Source organism: Pseudomonas sp. 21LCFQ02 (assembly GCF_024129895.2).
In the GTDB taxonomy this organism is placed as follows: Bacteria; Pseudomonadota; Gammaproteobacteria; order Pseudomonadales; family Pseudomonadaceae; genus Aquipseudomonas.
Genome location: NZ_CM178749.1, coordinates 4,905,218 through 4,925,108, shown reverse-complemented (window position 1 = coordinate 4,925,108; position 19,891 = coordinate 4,905,218). Strand labels below are relative to the sequence as shown.

Below are 19,891 nucleotides of genomic sequence, written 5' to 3'. Positions count from 1 at the left end.
GTAGTCAGGCTTAGCGGGCGGCAGGCTGGGCCTGTGCTTGCACGTGATCGGGTGCCTTGACGCTCACTTTGTCACCGGGGTTGAGGCCGTTCATGGCGCCGACAATGACCTGCTCACCGGCCTGCAGGCCGGCGGTGATCTGCCAGCGTGAATCCTGCATCGCGCCGGTCTGTACCGGGCGCGCCTGGGCAGTGCCGTCAGTACCAATCACCATCACCCGAGCATTGCCGTCGGCGCTGCGTTGCACGGCTCGCTGCGGCACCAGAATGGCCTGCGGCTCGACGCTTTGCGGGGCCTGAACCCGCACGAACATGCCTGGCAGCAGCAGGCCGTCCGGGTTGTTGAAGCGCGCTCGCAAGGCCACCTGGCCGGTATTGCGCTCGACATCCACATCGGTGAACAGCAAGGTGCCGCGGCTCTGGTAGTCAGTGCCCTCGACCCTCAGGGTCAAGGCCTCTTCACCGCCTTTGGGCAGCCGGCCGTCCTGCATGGCTGCACGCATGCGCAGGGCATCGGCGACCGGTTGGGTAAAGTCGACATGCACCGGGTCCAGTTGCTGGATAGTGGCCAGCAGTGTGACTTCGTTCTGGCCGACCAGCGCGCCTTCGGTCACGGCGGCACGCCCGACCCGTCCGGAAATCGGTGCCTTGACCGTCGCATAGCCAAGGTTCAACTGCGCGGTCTCGACATCGGCCTGGGCTGCCCGGCGCGCCGCCTGGGCATTCTGCATGGCGGCTTTGGCGGTATCAAAGGCTTGCTGGCTGACCGCTTCGATCTTCACCAGCGGCTCGTAACGCTTAAGGGTGGCCTGGGCGTCATACAGGGTCGCTTCGCTACGCGCCAGGTCGCCCTGGGCTTTGGACAGCGCGGCCTTGAATGGCGCCGGGTCGATCTGGAACAGCACCTGACCGGCCTTGACGTCACTGCCTTCGGTGAAGTTGCGGCTCAGCACAATACCGGCGACCCGGGCCCGCACCTGAGCGACCCGCACCGGTTCGACCCGGCCGGGCAGTTCACTGATGACCGTGAACGGTTCTGCCTTGACTGTCAGGGCCTCGACCTCGCGCGGCCCGCCTGCACCCGGCGCCTGTTCCGCTGGCTGTTGATCACATCCGCTCAGGCCCAACACGGCCACCAGCGCCACCGCCGTAGCGATCCGCCCTCTGTGCATTTTGCTCATTACTCACCCGGGGCAGTGCCCATAGTCCTTTTCAATAAGCTGGCAATGATCTAGCTTTGTGCTATATGAGTCAATATTGACTCATGTGATGCTTGTGTGAGCAATTTTGCAATATTCATTGTGATTGTGAGCCATTTCTGCACAATGGCGCCCACGCTGTTCTTGCCGAGTGAAGTCCCGTCTCATGGATCTACCTGCTTCAGACACCAAGTTTTTAAAGGCCCTGGCGGTTGCCGTGGTCGATCATCAGAGTGGCACGTTCAAAGACATTGCTCAGGCCGCCGGGGTCAGCAAGGCGACCCTCAATCGCTTCTGCGGCACTCGGGCAAATCTTGTCGAAATGCTACACGAGCACAGTTCCAGGCTGATGTTGCAGACCACTGTCGATGCCGACCTGCAAAACGCACCGCCCCTGACGGCCTTGCAACGTCTGATCGAGGGGCATCTGACCCACCGGGAAATGCTGATCTTCATGATGGCCGAATGGCGCCCCGACTGCATGCAGGAAGATGCCGAGATGCGCCGCTGGATGCCGTACTCCGATGCGCTGGATGCGTTCTTTTTGCGTGGCCAGCATGCCGGGGTGTTTCGTATCGACATCAGTGCGCCGGTGCTGGCCGAGCTGTTCTGTTCAATGATCTTCGGCCTGGTCGAATCCGAGCGGCGTGGCCGGGTGGCCCGTGCGGCGATGCCGGGGGTATTGCTGAAGTTCTTTCTCGAAGGTGCAGGCAAGGCCTGAAATCACTATTTCAGCGCCCCTCACCCTCATAGCGATCCAGCGTGTCGCGGGCGATTTGCCGGCCCAGCGCGATCAGTTCCGGGGCCTTGTAGAACTCGAAAAAGCGGCACACCCGCTTGGGCACGTTGATCAGGATATCCGGCGGGTAACCGGCGATCTTGTACTGCGCCAGTGAGGTCTGCATCACCTCGAAGCTCTGGTTGATCAGGTCGAGCAGCGACGCCGGGCCGACGTTGTCGATGACAATTGCGCCGGTCGCGGACTTCGGCGCGCCGGGTTTTTCCGGGGCCGCTGCGGCCTGCTGGCCCTGCGGGTCGGCACTGGATTCATTCAGCCATGGGTTGAATGGCTGGGGTTGGTCCTCGCCAGCCAGCGGCTGCTCGTTGCCTTCGAGGCGACGCCGAAACGGCAGGCGCGAACCGATTGAACCGAGCAGCAGGTCGAAGCGTTTTTTCACCGCTGGCGGGCGCTCGATGACCGGCAGGCTGTAAGGCTGCTGGTGGGTGGCGTTGAGGTTGACCGCCACAATCAGGTCACAATGGCTCGATACCACCGGCACGATGGGCAGCGGGTTGAGCAGGCCGCCGTCGACCAGCATGCGCGAGCCCTGCATGACCGGGGTAAACAGGCTGGGGATCGCCGCCGAGGCGCGCATCGCCTGATGCAGGCAGCCTTCCTGAAACCAGATTTCCTGCTGGTTGGTCAGGTCGGTGGCGACGGCGGTATAGGGGATCGCCAGGTCTTCGATGTTGATGTCACCGACGATCTCGCGAATCTGTCCGAAGACTTTCTCGCCGCGAATTGCGCCCAGCCGAAAGCTCACATCCACCAGCCGCAGCACGTCGAGGTAATCGAGGCTTTCGATCCAGTCGCGATAATGACCCAGCTTGCCGGCCGCGTAGATGCCGCCGACCACCGCGCCCATGGAGCAGCCGGCAATGCAGGCGATCTCATAGCCGCGGCGTTCCAGTTCTTCGATGACCCCAATGTGGGCATAACCTCGTGCGCCACCGGAGCCCAGTACCAGCGCGATTCTTTTGCTCATGACAACACCCTCTGTGGTCTCAAATGACTACAAAAACGGTTACGCTTTCGAGAGATGGTCATGGCACTTTCACTGCACGGCATCGTCCAACAGCTACCCCCTAATACGTTTGAGGAAACATCCCATGAAAGCCTGGATCTGTCTGCCCTTGATTATCGTGGCGCTGGCTGGCTGTGCAGGCAAGACCAGCTATCGGGCCAGTTGTGGCAACCAGCTCGACGCCGCCTGGAAAGAGCTGGATCTGGCCAAGGCCGAAGGTTTTGCCGGCACTGTCAGTTACTCCAAGGCGCTGTCATTGTTGACCGGTGCCAAGACCCAGCAACAGTTCGAAGCCTTCGAAGGCTGCACTGAAAAGGCCGAGAAAGCCCGGTTCTATATCCGTGAGTCGCGTGCAGGTCGCTGACGGGCACCTCTAAAACCTACCTGCGTTGCCATCGCTGCGTTAAAAACAGGCTCACAATGCTCATTTACAACCCGTAAACTCCGCTTGCTCGCCTGTTTTTGCCTTGCGCTGGCTGCCTCGCCTACGTTTTTAGAGGTGCCCTGAGTCGCCAATTAACAGAAAACATTTGAATCAAACCATCTCTATGCTGAAAAGACCTACGCTACTCGTAGTGTGTCTTACTTGTGGCACAGCAATGGCCATCAGCTGTCAAGAGAGGTTGTGTGATGGGGAGAAAACTCGATGCCTGTCTGAGCGCGATCAATGAGGTCGTGCTGGGCAAGGAAGCCCAGGTTCGAATGGCTGTTACCTGTCTGTTGGCAGGCGGCCATCTGCTGATCGAAGACCTTCCCGGAATGGGCAAGACCACCCTGAGCCATACCCTGGCCAGGGTGCTTGGTCTGAGCTATCAACGTATTCAGTTCACCTCCGACCTGCTGCCGGGCGACATCCTTGGCACCTCGGTGTTCGACCGTGAAACCGGGCAGTTCACCTTTCATCCGGGGCCGATCTTCACCGAATTGGTGCTGGCCGATGAAATCAACCGCGCCACCCCGAAAAGCCAGAGCGCGCTGCTTGAAGCCATGGAAGAGGGGCAGGTGTCTATCGAAGGCGCCACGCGGCTGCTGCCTGACCCGTTTTTTGTCATCGCGACCCAGAACCCGTTCAGTTCCGGCGGCACCTTCGCCTTGCCGGAGTCGCAACTGGACCGGTTCCTGATGCGTATTTCGATGGGCTATCCGGCCCGTACAGCCGAAAAAGCCTTGCTGCTGGGGCAGTCGCGGCGTCTGTTGTTGCCGCAGATCCAGCCACTGCTTGATCATGCCGAGCTGGGTTTGTTGCAGGCTCAGGCGCGCCAGATACGGGTCAGTGATGCGTTGGTCGATTACGTCCTGCGGCTGGTCGATGCCACGCGCAGCCAGCCACAGTTCGCTTTTGGCCTGTCGCCCCGTGCCAGCCTGGCCTTGCTGGCGGCAGCGCGGGCCTGGGCGCTGATCGCGGGCCGCGATTATGTGATTCCGGAAGATGTCCAGGCAGTATTGCCTGCGGTGGTCGGCCATCGGCTGCGTGAGCGCAGTGACCCGACCGGGCATGGTGGTAATGCGTTGGTGCAGTGGTTGCTGCGTGAGGTGCCAGCGCTGTGATCGAACGCTTCAAGCCTGTCTGGCAACGCTGGTTGGTGCGGCGCATTCCGGCGGCGACGCGCATCGTGCTCGATCACCGGCGTATTTTTATCCTGCCGACCCGTAATGGCGCGGCGTTTGCCGGGCTATTGCTGTTGATGCTGCTGGTGGGCATCAATTATCAGAACAGCCTGGCCTATGGCCTGACGTTCCTGCTGTTGTCGGTGGGGCTGCTGGGCATCGTCCATACCTATCGCAACCTCAGTGGCCTGGTCATCAGCGCTGGCGCCGCCCGTGCGGTATTTGTCGGTGAGACCGTGTTACTGCGCCTGCGCCTGGACAGCGCCGGTCCGGCCCACCAGTGCATTGGCGTGGGCTGGGATGCGCTGAGCCTATTGAGAAGCAATGTGCCCGCCGCCGGCAACAGCGAGCTGGAGTTAAGCCTGCCGGCCCAGGCCCGCGGTTGGCTGCGCGCGCCGCGGTTGCGGGTCGAGAGCGTGTTTCCATTGGGTTTGTTGCGTGCCTGGACCTGGCTCGACCTGGAGCAGACGGTGCTGATCTACCCGCAGCCGGTCGCCGGGCGCATGCCGTTGCAGGCCGGGGTACAGCCGCATGCCGAAGACGATGGTCAACTGACCCGCGGCCAGGGGGTGGATGATTATCAGGGCCTGCGCAGCTACCAGCCCGGCGATAACCTGCGGCGTCTGCACTGGAAAGCCTGGTCGCGGGGGCAGGGGTTGCTGGTCAAGGATTTCAATGACCTCAGCGGCCATGACCTGTGCCTGGATTTCACCGTGCTTGATGGTGATATCGAGCAGCGGCTGTCGCGGCTGTGTTATTGGGTGCTGGAATTGTCACAGCGGCAGCAGCCGTTTGCCATGCGCCTGCCCGGCTTTGAAGTGGCCATCGACAGCGGTGATGGTCATCGCGAGACCTGCTTGCGCGCCCTGGCACTGTACGGAGTGCGCTGATGAGCAAAGCCGAGCTTTCCCTGCCCATCAGCCGCATCGCCCTGACCTGGCTGTTATTGGCCCAGGCGCTGATCATCGTGCCCTTTGTCATGCATGTGCCGCCGCCATTGATCGGCCTGTGGCTGGTGTGCACGTTGTGGCGCATCCAGGTATTTCGCATGCGCGCGCGGATACCCAGTGCCTGGGTCAAGGTTGCGCTGTTGATTGGCACGGCGGGCGGCGTTTATCTGGCGCGAGGCACCCTGATAGGGCTGGAAGCCGGTGCGGCGCTGCTGATTGCCGCCTTTGTGTTGAAAATGCTGGAAATGCACACCCGGCGCGATGCGCTGGTACTGATTCTGCTTGGGTTCTTCTGTGTGGTGGTGGGCTACCTGTTTGAGAGCAACCTGTTCTGGGGGCTGTTCACCCTGTTGCCGGTCGGCGCCTTGCTGGCGGCGCTGATTGGCCTGAACCAGAGTGACCCGCAGAGCAATCCGGGCGCGACGTTGCGTCTGGCCGGCAAGCTGATGCTCCAGGCCGTACCGCTGATGCTGGTGCTGTTCCTGTTCTTTCCACGGCTGGAGCCGATCTGGTCGCTGCCACAGCCGGGCAACAAAGGCATGACAGGGCTTTCAGACAATATGGCGCCGGGGGACATGGCTGAGCTGAGTCGCTCGCCAGCACTGGTGTTTCGCGCCAGCTTCGACGGCGAGCTGCCGGCGCGTAACCGCCTGTACTGGCGCAGCCTGACCCTCGATCAGTTCGATGGCCGGCGCTGGTCGCAGTCGGCACCGACCCAAGGCGTGCAACTGGCGCAGTGGCAAAAGCAGGGCGAGCCGCTGGGTTACAGCATCGTGATGGAGCCGAGCGGCAAGCCCTGGTTACCCAGCCTGGACGTCAGCCAGAGCGATCAGGGCGATGTGCGCCTGATGAGCGACTTTCGCCTGCAGCGGCGCCGCCCGGTCAGCCAGTCGTTGATGTACGCCGCCCAGGCCTGGCCGCAGGCGTTGCGCGACGTGCAGCCCAATGCCTACCTGCAGCTACAGGCCCTGCAGTTGCCTGCCAAGGGCAACCCGCAGGCCCGGCAATGGGCGGCTGACTTGCAGCGTCGCTACCGGCAGCCAGACAGGCTGGCCGAGGCGGTGCTGCGGGAGTTCAGTGAGCAGGCCTTTCATTACACGCTCAAGCCACCGGTGCTGGGGCCCGACAGTGTCGACGACTTTCTGTTTGCCAGCCGTCAAGGCTTTTGCGCGCACTACGCGGGCGCGATGGTTTTCGTGCTGCGCGCGGCGGGCATTCCGGCCCGGGTAGTGGCCGGCTATCAGGGCGGCGAATTCAACCCCGCTGGGGAGTACCTGACCGTGCGCCAGTACGATGCCCACGCCTGGGTCGAATATTGGCAGCCAGAAATCGGCTGGCGCTCTGTCGACCCGACTGCTGCGGTGGCGCCACAGCGTATCGAGCAAGGGCTGGAGCAGGCCCTGGCCGCCGATGAAGCGTTTCTGGCTGACGCACCGATGTCGGCGCTGCGCTACCGTCATGTACCGTGGCTCAACGATTTGCGTCTGGGCTGGGACAACCTCAACTACGGCTGGCAGCGCTGGGTGTTGGGCTATCAGGGCCAGCAGCAGTTGCAAGTGCTCGATCGCTGGTTCTCGGGTTGGCAGGTGCCGGCGTTCGTGGTTGCCTTGCTGCTGGCATTGGCGCTGGGGGTGTTGTGGGTACTCAAGCCCTGGCAGCGCGAAAGCGATGCGCAACTTCGTCTGTTCAATGCGTTCGAACGGTTATTGGCGCGCCATGGGCTGCGACGCTTGCCGGGCGAGGGGGCTCAGGCATTCGGTGAGCGTGCCGCGCTGCGGTTTCCGCAGCAGGCGTTGGCCATCGAGGATTTCATCGTGCAGTTTATCGCCCAGCGCTATGCTGCACCTTCGACCTCGTTGCATGGCTTGCGCCGCGCCTTGAAGAATCTGCGTCGTCAGTTGCCCTGGCGTCTGGCGAGCGCGAAGAACCGACATCCGTGACTCTGGGGAACAACCATGACATCGATGGTAAGCCATCTGATTGCCGAAGTACTGGCGCTGGAAGTGCGGCTGTATGCCTGTCAGGCGCGCCTGGCGGTATCCACCGACAGCGAGGCGCTGCACGACCTGCGTACCACAGTGAGGCGCCTGCGCAGCCTGCTGCGGCCATTGCGCGGGATTCGCGGGGTCGACGAGCTGGAAGATGCGGCCCGGGAAGTCGGCCGCCTGACCACGCCACTGCGTGATCAGCAAGTGCTGTGCGCGCAACTGCACGACAACGGTTGGCATGCCCTGGCCCGACCCCGCGAAGCGTTTCTGGACGATGCCTGCCCACGGGTGGCGGGCAGTCCGCAACTCAAGCGGTTGTTCGAGCGGCTGGGCAAATTCCCGGAGCAACTGCGAGAGCAGCAGCGCGCCGGGCTGGTGCGCGGTCTGCGCCGCAGCATCGAGAAAGTCATGGATAAACAGTGGCGCAAACTGCGCGACGCCATTGCCGACCCTGAACACGATCGCCACCACCTGCGCCTGTTGATCAAACGGGTGCGCTACGCCGCCGAGGTCTATCCCGACCTCAGTCACCAGCCCAAGGGCATGAGCAAACGCCTCAAAGACGCCCAAGGCGCGCTGGGCGACTGGCACGATCACCTGCAATGGCTGGCGCTGGCCGACCAGCACGCGGACCTGACGCCCTGTGTAGCGCTATGGCAGACCGGCATAAGCCGCGCCGAAAGCAAAGGCGAATCGGCCTTGCAGCGACTGACCCAGGCATGCTTCCCGGAATAAGGCATATCGACCGGCTCTATGGCGCAAATGCCTTTTTCCCGGGCCTGCAGAACTGAGTAAGCTGGCCGGGCTGCCTTGCGCCAGATCCAACCCTGTTCTGTTAAGTACACACATCTCGGTGCCAGCCCAGACCTGTCGGCACGGGGCCTGCGGCGATCTGTAAATCCTGAACCTGAACGGAGCCTCCATGACCTTTGCCCAATTGCTCGCCGCCGTAGCCGATAACCCTCATTCGCTGACCATCCCCGGGCACTGGGCGCAAGGCCGGGCCAGCTTTGGCGGCCTGGTGGCAGCGCTGCAGTACCAGGCCATGCGCACCCAGGTCGAGGCCAGCCGACAACTGCGCTCGCTGGCAATCACCTTTGTCGCCCCGGTGGCCCCTGACGTGCCGGTCGCATTTGAAACAGACATCCTGCGTCAAGGCTCAGCAGTCACCCAGGTGCTGGGCCGCACCGTGCAAAACGGCGCAGTCACGACCCTGATTCAGGGCAGCTTCGGCGCTGCACGCGACTCGATAGTAAGCTTCGCGCCGGCCCCGATGAGCACCGACGTGCCGCCGCTCAAACGTTGCACCGCGCTGCCATTTATCAAAGGCGTCATGCCGGATTTCTTCCAGCACCTGGACATCCAGTGGGGGTTGGGCGGGTTGCCGTACAGCGGCACCCCGGCACCGGCCATTGGTGGTTACGTACGGCTGCGCGATGCTCAGCCACAGCCACTGACCGAAGCCCATATTCTGGCACTGGTCGATGCATGGCCGCCCGGCCTGCTCGGCTGGCTGAGCAAACCGGCGCCGCACAGCTCACTGACCTGGACCATCGAGTTCATCCACCCGCAACCGCAAATCACCACACTGGACTGGTGCCATTACCATGCACAGGTTGAACAGGCGGCGGCCGGCTACGGCCATGTGGCCGCCACGCTACGCGCGCCGGACGGCGAGCTGATCGCCATCAGCCGCCAGACCGTGACCGTGTTTGGCTAACCCCCGTAGGAGCAGCTTTAGCTGCGAAGGCTATGGTGCCGGGTGTGTCTGGTCTGGCCTCTTCACGAGCGAGCTCGTTCCCACTGTATTTCAGGTCAGGGTCGGGGTGGGGACTTTGCAAGGGGCCGATCAATGCCGATGCCGGTCCTTCCAGGCGCGCCACCAGGCGCCACTGAACACAAAGCGCGGAAAGGTCACGAATTGCTCCATCACCAGCCGACTGACCGCATCACTGCGATTGGCGAAAGGTTCTGGCGCCTGTTTTTCCAGCCGGTGCCCATGCCGTTGCAGGCCCAGCGCCGCCACCAGGCCAATCACGCCGATGGCGATGGAGGTCAGGCTCCAGGACAACACCCCGTCCAGCAGCAACAGCGCCGCGAGTATGAACAGTGGTACGGCAAGCAGGTGCAGAGTCAGGTTGGTCGGATGGCGGTGCGTGGCCGCATAGCCACGCCATTGCCAGCTGTGCAGGTTGGGAAGTCGCTTGGCCATGTGGCGCTCCTGTTCAGAAACATCACCGCAGCGGCAACTGCGGTCCAGTGTCTGAAGTCTAGGCTGACCAACGGCAGGCGGCGAATCGAGGCTGACTATCGGCCTCATAGCGGGCTGCCAGGGGCGACCCGCTGCGCTTACAACTTCAACTGCCCAATCGACCTGTTCAGTTCACCGGCCAGGGTCGCCAGATCGCTGCTGGTGGAGGCCGAATCGACGGTCTGGGTCACAGTGCGTTCGGTCACGTCGCGAATGCTCACCACCGCACGGTTCATCTCCTCGGCCACCTGGCTTTGCTGCTGCGCCGCCACGGCAATCTGGGTGTTGCTCTCGCGCATCTGCGCTACGGCATCGGCGATGGCGGCCAGCGCCTGACCGGCTTCCTGGGCCTGCTGCACGCATTCGTCGGCCTTGAACGAACTGTCCTGCATGAAGTCCACCGCGTCGCGGGTGCCAGATTGCAGGGCTTCGATCATATTGGTGATCTCGTCGGTGGAGGTCTGCACGCGCTTTGCCAGGTTGCGCACTTCGTCGGCGACTACCGCAAAACCACGACCCATCTCGCCGGCCCGTGCCGCTTCGATGGCCGCGTTGAGGGCCAGCAGGTTGGTCTGTTCGGCAATGCTGTGGATCACATTGACCACGCCGCTGATCTTCTGGCTGTCTTCGGCCAGGCGTTGAATCATCTCGGCGGTCTGCTGCACGCCGCTGGACAGGCCGGCAATCGACACCTGGACCCGATCCACCACCTGCTTGCCGCTGCCGGCCAAGGTGTCAGCAGTCTGCGACTGGTCGCGGGTGGTGCTGGCGTGCTGGGCGATATGGTGGACAGTGGCTGACATCTCGTTGATCGCGGTGGCGACCTGATCGGTTTCACTCTGCTGGCCGAGCATGCCGTGGCGCACTTCGCTCATCCCGCTGGCCAGATTGGCGGCACCGGCATCCAGCCGTGCGGCGGTCTGCGACACGGTATTGACGACGCGCTGATAGCCGGCCTGCATGGCATTGAAGGCCTTTGCCATCTGCCCGACCTCATCTTCACCGCCACTGGGGGCGCGTACCGAGAGGTCTCCGCTGCGCTCGACATGCAGCATCACATCCTTGAGGGCGTTGAGCTGGCTGAGCAGAAACCGGATCAGCAATTGCGAAGCGCAGAGCATCAGGGTCATCAACAGAAATACCGCAATGGCGTACTGGCCAAAGCGCTCAAGCAGCACGGCCTTGAAGTGCGGTGCATAAGCGAGCACGGCCAGGCGCTGGCTGTCATTGCGCTCGACCACTTGGGCACCATACAAGGTGCGTTCGTTGAGCGGCAGATCAAGCTCGACCCAGCCACGCCCTGACGCCAGGGCTGGCAGCGCCTGACCATTCACCGAAGGCGTCTGGCCGGCCGGGTACGCCACCACATCGATGCCGGTCGGCAGCGGCTGCCCGGCCGGCCACGCTGTCAGCAACCGGGCCTGACTTTGCGCGGCCTGCTGGGCGCTGAGCTGGCGGCTCTGTTGCTCCAGTTGCAGGGCGTACAGCACCAGCATCAAGGTGGTGAAGAAGGCCACCGTGTTGACGGCCCAGAACTTGTACTTCAAAGAGAGGTTGCTAAGCCATGAGCCCATGAGTGGTCTTCTTTATGGTCGTAGTGGAAGGTATTCAGCAAGGTGATATCACCTTGCCTTATTCATCCCCGGGGCCGTTGATTTGTGTCAACAAAATCCGAGGTTTCATCTCCCGCTAGCACTGGCAGACCAAAGAAGCTGCGTGCGCACTCGCTGGTATGCTTGGCCAGGTCGTCGGTGCTTTCGCCACGGTGCAGTGCCACTTCGCGCAGCACTTCGGGCAGAAAGGCCGGCTCGTTGCGGCCATTTTTCGGCTTGGGCCGCAATGTACGCGGCAGCAACCATGGTGCGTCGCTTTCGAGCATCAAGCGGCCGCGAGCAATGTCACGCATCAACGGGTGCAGGTGGGTGCCACGACGCTCGTCGCAGATCCAGCCGGTGATGCCGATGTGCAGGTCCATGTCCAGGTAGCGATACAACGCCTGCTTGTCACCGGTGAAGCAATGCACCACGGCGGCCGGCAGGTGATCGCGGTAGTCGCGCAAAATAGCCAGCAACCGTTCACTGGCGTCGCGCTCGTGGAGAAAAACCGGGCGTTGCAACTGCGCAGCCAGAGCCAGTTGTGCATGCAGCACCCGCTCTTGCTGCGGCCTGGGTGAAAAGTCGCGGTTGAAGTCCAGGCCGCATTCACCGACGGCGCGCACCCGTGGCTCGCGCAGCAGGGCGCTCAGTTGCCGCTCGCTTTCATGGCCCCAGTCGCTGGCATGATGGGGGTGAAAACCGGCGGTGCAGAACAGTTGCTGGCCGCTTTCATCCAGTTCGTGGCAGAGCTGGAGGCTCTGTTCGCTGCACGCCAGATCGGTGCCGGTGAGCACCAATTGGGTGACGCCGGCGTCGAACGCGCGTTGCAATACCGCCTGTCGGTCGGACGTGAAGCTGGCGTTAGTCAAGTTGACGCCGATGTCGATCAATTGCATGGTTCCACCTCTGGCCTGATGCCGCTGAGCATAACAGAGCCTGTCGCAGTACCCGAAAACGCTGTGCATTCAATACCTTGGACCTCGCGGTTCAACGCTTTTGGCAACACCTGAAGGGACCTTACCGTCACCGTACGGGTCATAAGGGACCTTTTTCTGTCTGTCTTACCTGGCTTTTTGGCTGATCCAGAATGCCCCACGGAGAGCGAATGATCCGAGCCGCGCTATTGTCCATTGTTTGTCTGGCGTTTGCCGCGCCGTTATCGGCTGAGCCGCGCAAGGTCGCCCACAACGGTCCCCAGGCGGTGCAAAAACGGGCCCAGGTTCGCGACCTGCCGGCCATTCGCAGCAGCAAGGTGTTGCGCGTACTGGTCAACCAAAGCCGCAACAGCTCTGGAGATATCAAGGGGCAGGAAGTCGGCGTCGAGTACGAACGTTTGCAAGCCTTTGAAAAGCACCTCAATGGTCAGCGTGGCGGCAAGGTCACGTTCAAAATCATTCCCAAGGCCAAGAGTCAGTTGCTGGCCGCGTTGCTGCGCGGCGAAGGTGACCTTATTGCGCCGGGTGAGCTGCTTGAAACTGCTGGCAAAGGCGTGAGCGCCAGCCGGCCGATCGTTGCCGACGTAGCGCTGGTGGTGGTCACTGGCCGTGGCCAGCGCAGTTTCAAGCACATCGAGCAGTTATCCGGGCGTACCCTGAGCCTGCCGGCCGGCAGTGTGGCCGATGCGGCGGTGCATGACCTCAACCTGCGCCTGGCGCAGCGCAAGCTGGCCCCGGTGCACATCGAGTGGGTCGACCCCAGCCTGTCGGTAGAGGATGTGCTGGAGATGGTCCAGGCCGGGATTTATCCGCTGACCCTGGTCGAACAGCCGATTGCCGAGCGCTGGGCGCGGGTCATGCCCAAGCTGCGCGTCGAGCGCAACCTCAAGCTTGAAAGCCACGGCAATATCGGCTGGTTCGTCCGTGAAGACGCGCCGCTGTTGCAGGCCAGCATCAATGGTTTTCTGGCCACCTACAAAGCGCCGGCCAACCAGGATCTGGTGTTCGAAAAAGCCTTCAAAAAAATGTACCGGGTCAATAACCCATTGGCGCGCAGCAACCTGCAACGCCTGCACGAACTGCGGCCGATCCTGCAACGCCATGGCGATGCTCACGGCATTGACTGGCTGGACCTGGCCGCGCTGGCGTTCAAGGAGTCCAAGCTCGATACCACGGCCAAAGGCAGCGGCGGCGCTACCGGGCTGCTGCAGATCACCCCGTCGGCTGCACGGCGGGTCGGGGTCAATAACATTCACACCGCCGATGGCAACGTGCAGGCGGCAGCGCGCTATATGGCGCTGATTCAGCGCAAATTCTTTGCCAGCCCGCAAATCAACGAGCGCGAGCGCATGGCGTTTGTGCTTGCCGCCTACAACCTGGGGCCGGAGCGGGTCCAGAGCATGCGCCAGGAAGCGCGCAAACGCGGCCTGAACCCCAACCAGTGGTTCTTCCAGACCGAACGCATCGCCATGGAACAGAAGGGCGCCGGCGTGGTGACGTTCGTCAATAGCGTCAACAAGTACTACCTGGCTTTTGACCGGCAACGCGACGCGCTGGAGCGTGGGCCGGGTGCAAGAAAGTACGTCACGCGCAATTGATCGAATAATTCGATTTTAATGCCAAGTTTTTTGCGATTTTCATATTTATTGATTCGATTATGATGGCGCCATTCCCGCTTATCACTCAATTGGAATCACCGAAATGAAAAACCTGATCAACACTGTTGTGTCTACCCGTGCCGGCCTGGGCATCACGGTCATCCGCGTCATCGTCGGTATTATCTTCATCGCCCACGGCAGCCAGAAGCTGTTTGGCGCCTTCGGTGGCTACGGTCTGGAAGGCACCGGCCAGTGGATGGAAAGCATTGGCCTGACACCTGGCTACCTGATGGCGCTGTTGTCTGGCAGTGCCGAATTCTTCGGCGGTGTGGCCTTCGTCATCGGTCTGCTGGCCCGTCCGGCCGCCGCGGTGCTGATCTTCCTGCTGGGTGTGGCGATCATCAGTGTGCATTTGGCCAACGGCCTGTTCATGGCCAACAACGGCTACGAATTTGCCCTGGCGCTGCTGGGCGGCGCGGTGGCTGTGCTGATCGAAGGGGCAGGCAAGCTGTCGGTTGACCGGGCGATTGCCGCGCGAGTCTGAAGCCACTGAATTGATCGACGCTGCCAGGACCGTGCATTGCACGGTCTTGGGCGTTACTGCGCTTGCGTTGCCCTCACTACTGGCCCTAAGATGGCCACCTGCGCCGATTTAACAACTACTTGCGGGGCGCCCGGCTCAAGCCGAAATACCGCTAAAACGTTGGTTCGGTGTTGCCTCCCACCGCTGCCCAGCGGAATCAGTGAGGCAGAGACCCAGAGCATGAGCCAGACCCAGCGCCGCCCCCTGCGTATTTCCCCCGTCACCGCCTATATCGGCCGCAAGAACCCGCGGATCCTGCTCGGTGGTGTGCATCAACCGACCCTGCTGCGTTATCTGGACGGCTGGCCGCGTAAAGGCGGCAAGGCCAGTGCCTTTCTGTTGCAGTTCGTCGATACCCGCCAGCCGTTGTCCGGCTACGCCAATGACCAGTTCGATCTGGCGGTGATCCATGCCCCGGATGCCGATAGTGCGCCGGCGGTGATCCGCGACCTGACCCGGATTGCCCGCCAGGGGCTTATTACCCTGGGCTGAAGGTTGCGCGGGCGGATCAGTTGCCTTGATCCGCCAGCCGATAAGCAATGCTGTTGATGTACCAGGTCGCCTGGCCATCGGGGATCTGCACCACCACCTCGTCGTCTTGCTCTTTCTTGAGCAGCGCCCGTGCCATGGGCGAGTCGATGGAGATGTAGTCGCTGCGGCCGTAGATCTCGTCGTGGCCGACAATGCGAAACTTCATGGTCTGCCCGTCATCGTTTTCGACTTCGACCCAGGCGCCGAAGAACACTTTGCCCTCCTGCTGCGGCGAGTAATCCACGACTTTTACATCTTCCAGACATTTGCGCAGATAGCGCACGCGGCGATCGATTTCGCGCAACAATTTCTTGTTGTACTGGTAGTCGGCGTTTTCGCTGCGGTCGCCCAGTGACGCCGCCCAGGAGACTTTCTGGGTGATTTCCGGGCGATAAACCCGCCACAGGTGATCGAGTTCGGCCTTGAGCTTGTCGTGGCCTTCGCGGGTGATGATGTTGGTCGCCAAGCCGCCTCCGTTGGCAGGTTGATCAAGGGCTGGACGGCGCCCAGCCAGGGACAGGCGCTGAATATAACGGGCCGTGTCGGGGGACGGGAAGGTACATGGAAAGAAGGTGTAAATTATTTACTACTCTTTTGGCCGAAAAGGCTTCAGAAACCATGAGAAACAACGATACAAATGGCGTATTGGCTTGATGTGCCGTCATTTAGCTATTGCAGTAACTGTAAAAATATTCTTACAAATTATTCTGGAGCGTGCCTGTGAAAATCGTGCGAAAGGTCAGCCTGGCCGCGGCTGCCGTGCTGTTTCTTACGACCAGCCTGTTATCGTTGTCGCAGATCACTCAGGTGCGCGACACCCTGTATAAGCAAACCTCTGCAAGCATCGGCGAGTCCAGCAGTGCGCTGGCCCGGCAGATCGAGAACTGGCTCAATGCCAAACTCAGGCTGATGGACCTGATGGCGCAGAATATCGCGGCCAGTTACAGCCTTGAGCAGATCAACCTGAGCATTAACAGCCAAGTGCTCAAAGATGAGTTCATCATGATCTTCGGCTCGCTGGACGCCGACGGCAAAACCCTCAAGAACCTCGATTCCTGGCAGCCCAAGCCGGACTGGGACGGTCGTGTGCGGCCCTGGTATGCCCAGGGCAAGGCCGCTGACAAGACGGTGCTCACAGAGCCCTATGTCGATGGCATCACCGGCGAGAACCTGATTTCTGCGGTCACCCCGATCCGCAATGGCGGGCAGTTCATGGGCGTGCTGGGCGGTGACCTGCGCCTGAAAGTGGTAGTCGATGCGGTCAATACCCTGGACTTCAACAAGGCCGGCTACGCCTTCCTGTTGAGCAAAAACGGTACGATCATTTCTCACCCCAAGGCCGAGATGAACGGCAAGAACTACAGCGAACTGTTTGCCGGCCAGCAGCCAACGCTGACCGGCGGCTTGCAGGATATTCATGCCGGCGACAAGGATCTGCTGGTGTCTTTCACGCCGTTGAGCAATCTGCGCGGCGCCGACTGGTACATTGGTGTGGTGCTTGACGAGAAGATCGTCATGGCCGAGGCCGACAGCCTGACGTGGCGCGCCATCATCGCCACCGTGCTGGGCGTGGTCCTCAGCCTGCTGGTGCTCGGCACGTTCATGAGCCATCTGCTCAAACCGCTGGATCTGCTGCAACGTTCGATCAAGGAGGTCAATAGCGGCGAGGGTGACCTGACCCGCCGACTGCCGGCCAACGGCACAGATGAAGTGGCGACCGTGTCCAGAGAGTTCAACGACTTCCTGCAAAGCCTGCAGAGCCTGATCAGCCAGATTCTCGGCACCTCCAGCCAGGTACGGACCAGCACTGCCGCCACCTCCCACGAGGCCACCCAGGCCGATGAGCGGCTGCAGCGTCAGTTGCAGGAACTCGATCAACTGGCCACTGCCATGCAGGAAATGTCGTCGACTGCCGAGGACGTCGCGCGCAATGCCCAGGTGGCGGCCCAGGCGGCGCTGGCGGCCAACCAGGAGGCCGAAAGCGGCGAGCGGGTGGTGTTGCGCTCGACAGAGGCGATCAAGCGGCTGGCAGGTGAAATGGAAGATGCCGGGCAGGCGGTTCTGGAGCTGGCGCAGTTCAGCGATAACATTGAGTCGATTCTGGGGGTGATCACCAGCATTGCCGAGCAGACCAACCTGCTGGCGTTGAACGCTGCCATCGAGGCGGCGCGGGCCGGTGAGTCAGGGCGCGGGTTTGCCGTGGTGGCCGATGAGGTGCGCACCCTGGCTTCGCGCACTCAGCAGTCGACCCAGGAAATCCGCCAGATGATCGATCAGTTGCAGGCCGGCGTGCGTCAGGCCGAGTCGCGTATGCAAAAAAGCCGCGACAGCGCCAGCAAGACCGCCGAGGAAGCAGGCGCAGCCAACGAGATGCTGGCGCGTATTCGCCAGGCCATCGTGCACATCAACGACATGAACACCCAGATCGCCACCGCAGCCGAAGAGCAGAGCGCGACCACTGAGGAGATCAATCGCAACACCACCAATATCCGCGATATCAGCCACGAAGTGGCTGCCGGTGCCGAGGAGCAGGTGCGTCAATGTGCGCTGATGGTTGAGCAGGTGGGCGAGCAGGGTCGCTTGCTGGGGCGCTTCAACGTCTGAGTCTGGGTTCGCGCCTGAACTGGCCGTTCAGGCGCTGGCCAAATGCAGCAGATCGCGCATCGCCCGCCGGGCCAGGCGGCTCATCACCGCCGATTGCAAGCGTCCGGCCGGTGCGCCGGTGCCCAGCGCGCCGACCAGTCTGCCGTTCAGGCGCAGCGGGATTGCCATGCAATGCAGGCCCTGTTCGGAGTTTTGCAGGTCCAGCGCAAACCCGCTTTTGCCAATCTGCGCCAGTTCCTGCTCCAGTACCGGGCCCAGTGCCTGCTTGCGTCTTATTCTGCGCAGCAACGCCGGGTCGTTGGCGAGAAATACCTTGCCCACTGCGGAGGTGGTCAGCCTGTCGCGGCGTGCATCGGCGCTCCACTCCAGTGGCCTGCCGTGACGGTCCAGGGCCGCCAGCGCCAGGTAGTTGCGGGTGCCGCCAGGTACGGCCAAAACACAATTTTCTTCGCACAGTTCGTTAAAGGCACGCAGCGCAGGATTGAACAGTTCGCGCAGGCGGCTGGCAGGCGCGGTGCCGGACTCGGCCAGTGCCCCCATACGCAGGCCCAGACTGTAGTGCGTGCCGCAGCGGTTCACGTAGCCCAGCTCGACCAGTGTGTCGAGTAGCCCGTGGCCGGTGCTGCAGGACAGCCCGGTGGCGGCGCACAGCTCCTGCAGACGCGCACCCTGAGGCTTGATCTTGAGCTGTTCGAGCAGGCTCATGCCGCGCTCCAGCGACTGGATAGCGCGATTTCGCGGGTTCGGCCTGCTGTCCTCTGGCGTATTTTTCGGCATTGCCGGAATTTCCCTGTTTTGCTTGAGCAACCTCACGAGCAGTGCGTGAGGCTCGATAGAGTACCTGCGTTTTCATTTTGCTGGAGCAGATTATGGATCTTCAACTCACAGGCAAGCGGGTATTGGTCAGCGGCGGCACCCGTGGTATCGGCAGGGCGATCGTGGAAAGCTTTCTGGCTGAAGGCGCACAGGTTTCGTTCTGTGCCAGGAACAAAGACGAGGTGCGGGCCGCCGAAGCTGCGCTTGGGCGGGATTGTTGTGGCTTCGCGCTGGATATCACCAGGCCCGCGCAGGTGGCCGACTGGGTCGCCAGCAGCGCCCAACGGCTGGGGGGTATCGATATCGTGGTGCCCAACGTCAGCGCATTGGCGGCTGGCAGCGAGGCTGAGGTGTGGCGCAAGGCATTCGACACCGACCTGCTGGGTACGGTCAGCCTGGTCAGCGCCGCGCTGCCCTGGTTGAGGACGTCTCGGGCGGGCGCGGTGGTGCTGATTTCCAGCGTTTCAGGACGCGAAGTCGATCAGTTCGCTGAGCCTTACGGGGTGCTCAAGGCGGCGTTGACGCATTACGGCAAGACCTTGTCGGCGCGGCATGCCGGGGAGGGCATCCGGGTCAACACCGTTTCGCCGGGCAATGTGTATTTTTCGGACGGTGTCTGGGGCACCATTGAGCGCGAGCAGCCAGAGACCTTCGCCCAATGCCTGGCGGCCAACCCGTTTGGGCGCATGGGCCGGCCGGAGGAGGTGGCACGGGCTGCCGTGTTTCTCGCCAGTCCTGCCGCCAGTTTCATTACCGGCACCACCTTGCTGGTCGATGGTGGCCTGAGCCGTGGCGTGCAGTTCTGAACACCCGTCGGCCGCCTGCGGTCGATACCGATCAAGCCGATCCATCATGGAGAAATCATGGAAACTGCTGTCTGGAATGCCGATCCCCTGATCTGGGGCCACGGTCCGCGTACGTTCGAAGTGTTTCTGGAGCCGACGTGCCCGTTTTCGATAAGGGCCCTGAACAAGCTCGATGACTTTCTCGCCGAAGCGGGTGAGGACCGGGTAACCCTTAAAATCCGCCTGCATTCGCAGCCCTGGCATATGTTTTCCGGGGTGCTGGTGCGTTGCATCCTGGCCGCCTCGACCTTGCCTGGCGGCAAGGACACGGCCAGAAGGGTGATGGCGGCAATTGCTGCGCACCGTGAGGAGTTCGAGTTCGATCACCATGCCAGCGGCCCGAACATGGACGCCACGCCTAATCAGATCATTGCCCGGCTCGAAGGCTATAGCGGTGTGAAGCTGGCCGAGGCGTTCGCTCAGCCGCAACTGGAACATGCCATCAAATGGCACTGCAAATACTCCCGCCAGAACAGCATTCACGTATCGCCGACTTTCATGGTCGATGGGGTGGTGCACGATGCGATTGGGAGCAGAGACAAGCCGTCCGAGTGGATCGCCAAGGCGAATATCTGACACCCGCG

Annotated in this window: 20 protein-coding genes and 1 pseudogene; 14 read left to right on the top strand and 7 right to left on the bottom strand. The window is 62.0% G+C overall.

What is annotated here, in order from left to right; all coding sequences use genetic code 11:
* Positions 1 to 10: 10 nt before the first annotated feature.
* A complete protein-coding gene (locus NJC40_RS22245; protein ID WP_373568477.1) occupies positions 11 to 1,180 on the bottom strand; it encodes an efflux RND transporter periplasmic adaptor subunit in 1,170 nt (389 codons plus the stop codon).
* 184 nt (positions 1,181 to 1,364) lie between these two features.
* Here NJC40_RS22245 and NJC40_RS22240 point away from each other — a divergent pair, with 184 nt between their 5' ends.
* Entirely contained in the window at positions 1,365 to 1,919 is a 555-nt protein-coding gene (locus tag NJC40_RS22240) for a TetR/AcrR family transcriptional regulator (protein ID WP_045492022.1), read from the top strand.
* 10 nt (positions 1,920 to 1,929) lie between these two features.
* On the opposite strand, the gene NJC40_RS22235 is transcribed toward NJC40_RS22240, so the two are convergent.
* A complete protein-coding gene (locus tag NJC40_RS22235; RefSeq protein ID WP_253142314.1) occupies positions 1,930 to 2,964 on the bottom strand; it encodes a patatin-like phospholipase family protein in 1,035 nt (344 codons plus the stop codon).
* Positions 2,965 to 3,088: 124 nt separating this feature from the next.
* Between NJC40_RS22235 and NJC40_RS22230 the strand changes: the two genes are divergently transcribed.
* From NJC40_RS22230 to NJC40_RS22205, 6 genes are all read left to right on the top strand, one after another.
* Positions 3,089 to 3,367 (top strand): hypothetical protein, encoded by a 279-nt coding sequence (locus tag NJC40_RS22230; protein ID WP_045492018.1) that lies wholly within the window; start codon positions 3,089 to 3,091, stop codon positions 3,365 to 3,367.
* A gap of 266 nt (positions 3,368 to 3,633) precedes the next feature.
* The gene (locus tag NJC40_RS22225; protein ID WP_045492016.1) at positions 3,634 to 4,551 is read left to right on the top strand and encodes an AAA family ATPase; all 918 of its coding nucleotides are present in this window, start codon (positions 3,634 to 3,636) and stop codon (positions 4,549 to 4,551) included.
* The gene (locus NJC40_RS22220) at positions 4,548 to 5,501 is read left to right on the top strand and encodes a DUF58 domain-containing protein (protein WP_253142315.1); all 954 of its coding nucleotides are present in this window, start codon (positions 4,548 to 4,550) and stop codon (positions 5,499 to 5,501) included. The genes NJC40_RS22225 and NJC40_RS22220 overlap by 4 nt, the downstream gene beginning before the upstream one ends.
* Positions 5,501 to 7,501, top strand: coding sequence for a transglutaminase TgpA family protein (locus NJC40_RS22215; RefSeq protein WP_253142316.1), 2,001 nt, complete (start codon positions 5,501 to 5,503; stop codon positions 7,499 to 7,501). Before NJC40_RS22220 ends, NJC40_RS22215 begins: the two co-directional genes overlap by 1 nt.
* A 15-nt stretch (positions 7,502 to 7,516) precedes the next feature.
* Positions 7,517 to 8,284 carry a CHAD domain-containing protein gene (locus NJC40_RS22210; protein ID WP_144403328.1) on the top strand — a complete coding sequence of 256 codons (768 nt, stop codon included), beginning with the start codon at positions 7,517 to 7,519 and terminating at the stop codon, positions 8,282 to 8,284.
* A 187-nt stretch (positions 8,285 to 8,471) separates the two neighbouring features.
* Positions 8,472 to 9,269: an acyl-CoA thioesterase gene (locus tag NJC40_RS22205; RefSeq protein ID WP_253142317.1), complete on the top strand. Its 798-nt coding sequence runs from the start codon at positions 8,472 to 8,474 to the stop codon at positions 9,267 to 9,269.
* Positions 9,270 to 9,398: 129 nt separating this feature from the next.
* On the opposite strand, the gene NJC40_RS22200 is transcribed toward NJC40_RS22205, so the two are convergent.
* The 3 genes from NJC40_RS22200 to NJC40_RS22190 form a co-directional block, all read right to left on the bottom strand.
* Entirely contained in the window at positions 9,399 to 9,761 is a 363-nt protein-coding gene (locus NJC40_RS22200) for an Mpo1-like protein (RefSeq protein WP_253117723.1), read from the bottom strand.
* Positions 9,762 to 9,898: 137 nt separating this feature from the next.
* Entirely contained in the window at positions 9,899 to 11,374 is a 1,476-nt protein-coding gene (locus tag NJC40_RS22195) for a methyl-accepting chemotaxis protein (RefSeq protein WP_253142318.1), read from the bottom strand.
* Between the two features lie 62 nt (positions 11,375 to 11,436).
* Positions 11,437 to 12,291 (bottom strand): TatD family hydrolase, encoded by an 855-nt coding sequence (locus NJC40_RS22190; protein ID WP_253142319.1) that lies wholly within the window; start codon positions 12,289 to 12,291, stop codon positions 11,437 to 11,439.
* Positions 12,292 to 12,500: 209 nt separating this feature from the next.
* Here NJC40_RS22190 and NJC40_RS22185 point away from each other — a divergent pair, with 209 nt between their 5' ends.
* The 3 genes from NJC40_RS22185 (at position 12,501) to NJC40_RS22175 (ending at position 15,003) form a co-directional block, all read left to right on the top strand.
* Entirely contained in the window at positions 12,501 to 13,928 is a 1,428-nt protein-coding gene (locus NJC40_RS22185) for an MltF family protein (RefSeq protein WP_253142320.1), read from the top strand.
* 103 nt (positions 13,929 to 14,031) lie between these two features.
* Positions 14,032 to 14,472, top strand: a complete 441-nt coding sequence (locus NJC40_RS22180; protein WP_253142321.1) for a DoxX family protein — start codon at positions 14,032 to 14,034, stop codon at positions 14,470 to 14,472.
* Between the two features lie 219 nt (positions 14,473 to 14,691).
* Entirely contained in the window at positions 14,692 to 15,003 is a 312-nt protein-coding gene (locus NJC40_RS22175; RefSeq protein WP_045491994.1) for a hypothetical protein, read from the top strand.
* A 16-nt stretch (positions 15,004 to 15,019) separates the two neighbouring features.
* Here the strand turns inward: NJC40_RS22175 and greB are convergent, their stop codons facing one another.
* Entirely contained in the window at positions 15,020 to 15,508 is a 489-nt protein-coding gene (greB, locus tag NJC40_RS22170; RefSeq protein WP_253142322.1) for a transcription elongation factor GreB, read from the bottom strand.
* A gap of 248 nt (positions 15,509 to 15,756) precedes the next feature.
* Here greB and NJC40_RS22165 point away from each other — a divergent pair.
* Positions 15,757 to 16,740: pseudogene (locus tag NJC40_RS22165) on the top strand (cache domain-containing protein); the annotation flags it as partial.
* 192 nt (positions 16,741 to 16,932) lie between these two features.
* Positions 16,933 to 17,646 carry a methyl-accepting chemotaxis protein gene (locus tag NJC40_RS22160; protein WP_442965481.1) on the top strand — a complete coding sequence of 238 codons (714 nt, stop codon included), beginning with the start codon at positions 16,933 to 16,935 and terminating at the stop codon, positions 17,644 to 17,646.
* Between the two features lie 27 nt (positions 17,647 to 17,673).
* On the opposite strand, the gene NJC40_RS22155 is transcribed toward NJC40_RS22160, so the two are convergent.
* Complete coding sequence (locus NJC40_RS22155) at positions 17,674 to 18,351, bottom strand: IclR family transcriptional regulator (RefSeq protein ID WP_253117731.1); 678 nt, start codon at positions 18,349 to 18,351, stop codon at positions 17,674 to 17,676.
* Positions 18,352 to 18,515: 164 nt separating this feature from the next.
* Between NJC40_RS22155 and NJC40_RS22150 the strand changes: the two genes are divergently transcribed.
* Both NJC40_RS22150 and NJC40_RS22145 read left to right on the top strand, forming a co-directional pair.
* Entirely contained in the window at positions 18,516 to 19,268 is a 753-nt protein-coding gene (locus tag NJC40_RS22150) for an SDR family NAD(P)-dependent oxidoreductase (protein WP_045491985.1), read from the top strand.
* Between the two features lie 57 nt (positions 19,269 to 19,325).
* Positions 19,326 to 19,883: a DsbA family protein gene (locus NJC40_RS22145; RefSeq protein WP_253142324.1), complete on the top strand. Its 558-nt coding sequence runs from the start codon at positions 19,326 to 19,328 to the stop codon at positions 19,881 to 19,883.
* Positions 19,884 to 19,891 lie beyond the last annotated feature (8 nt).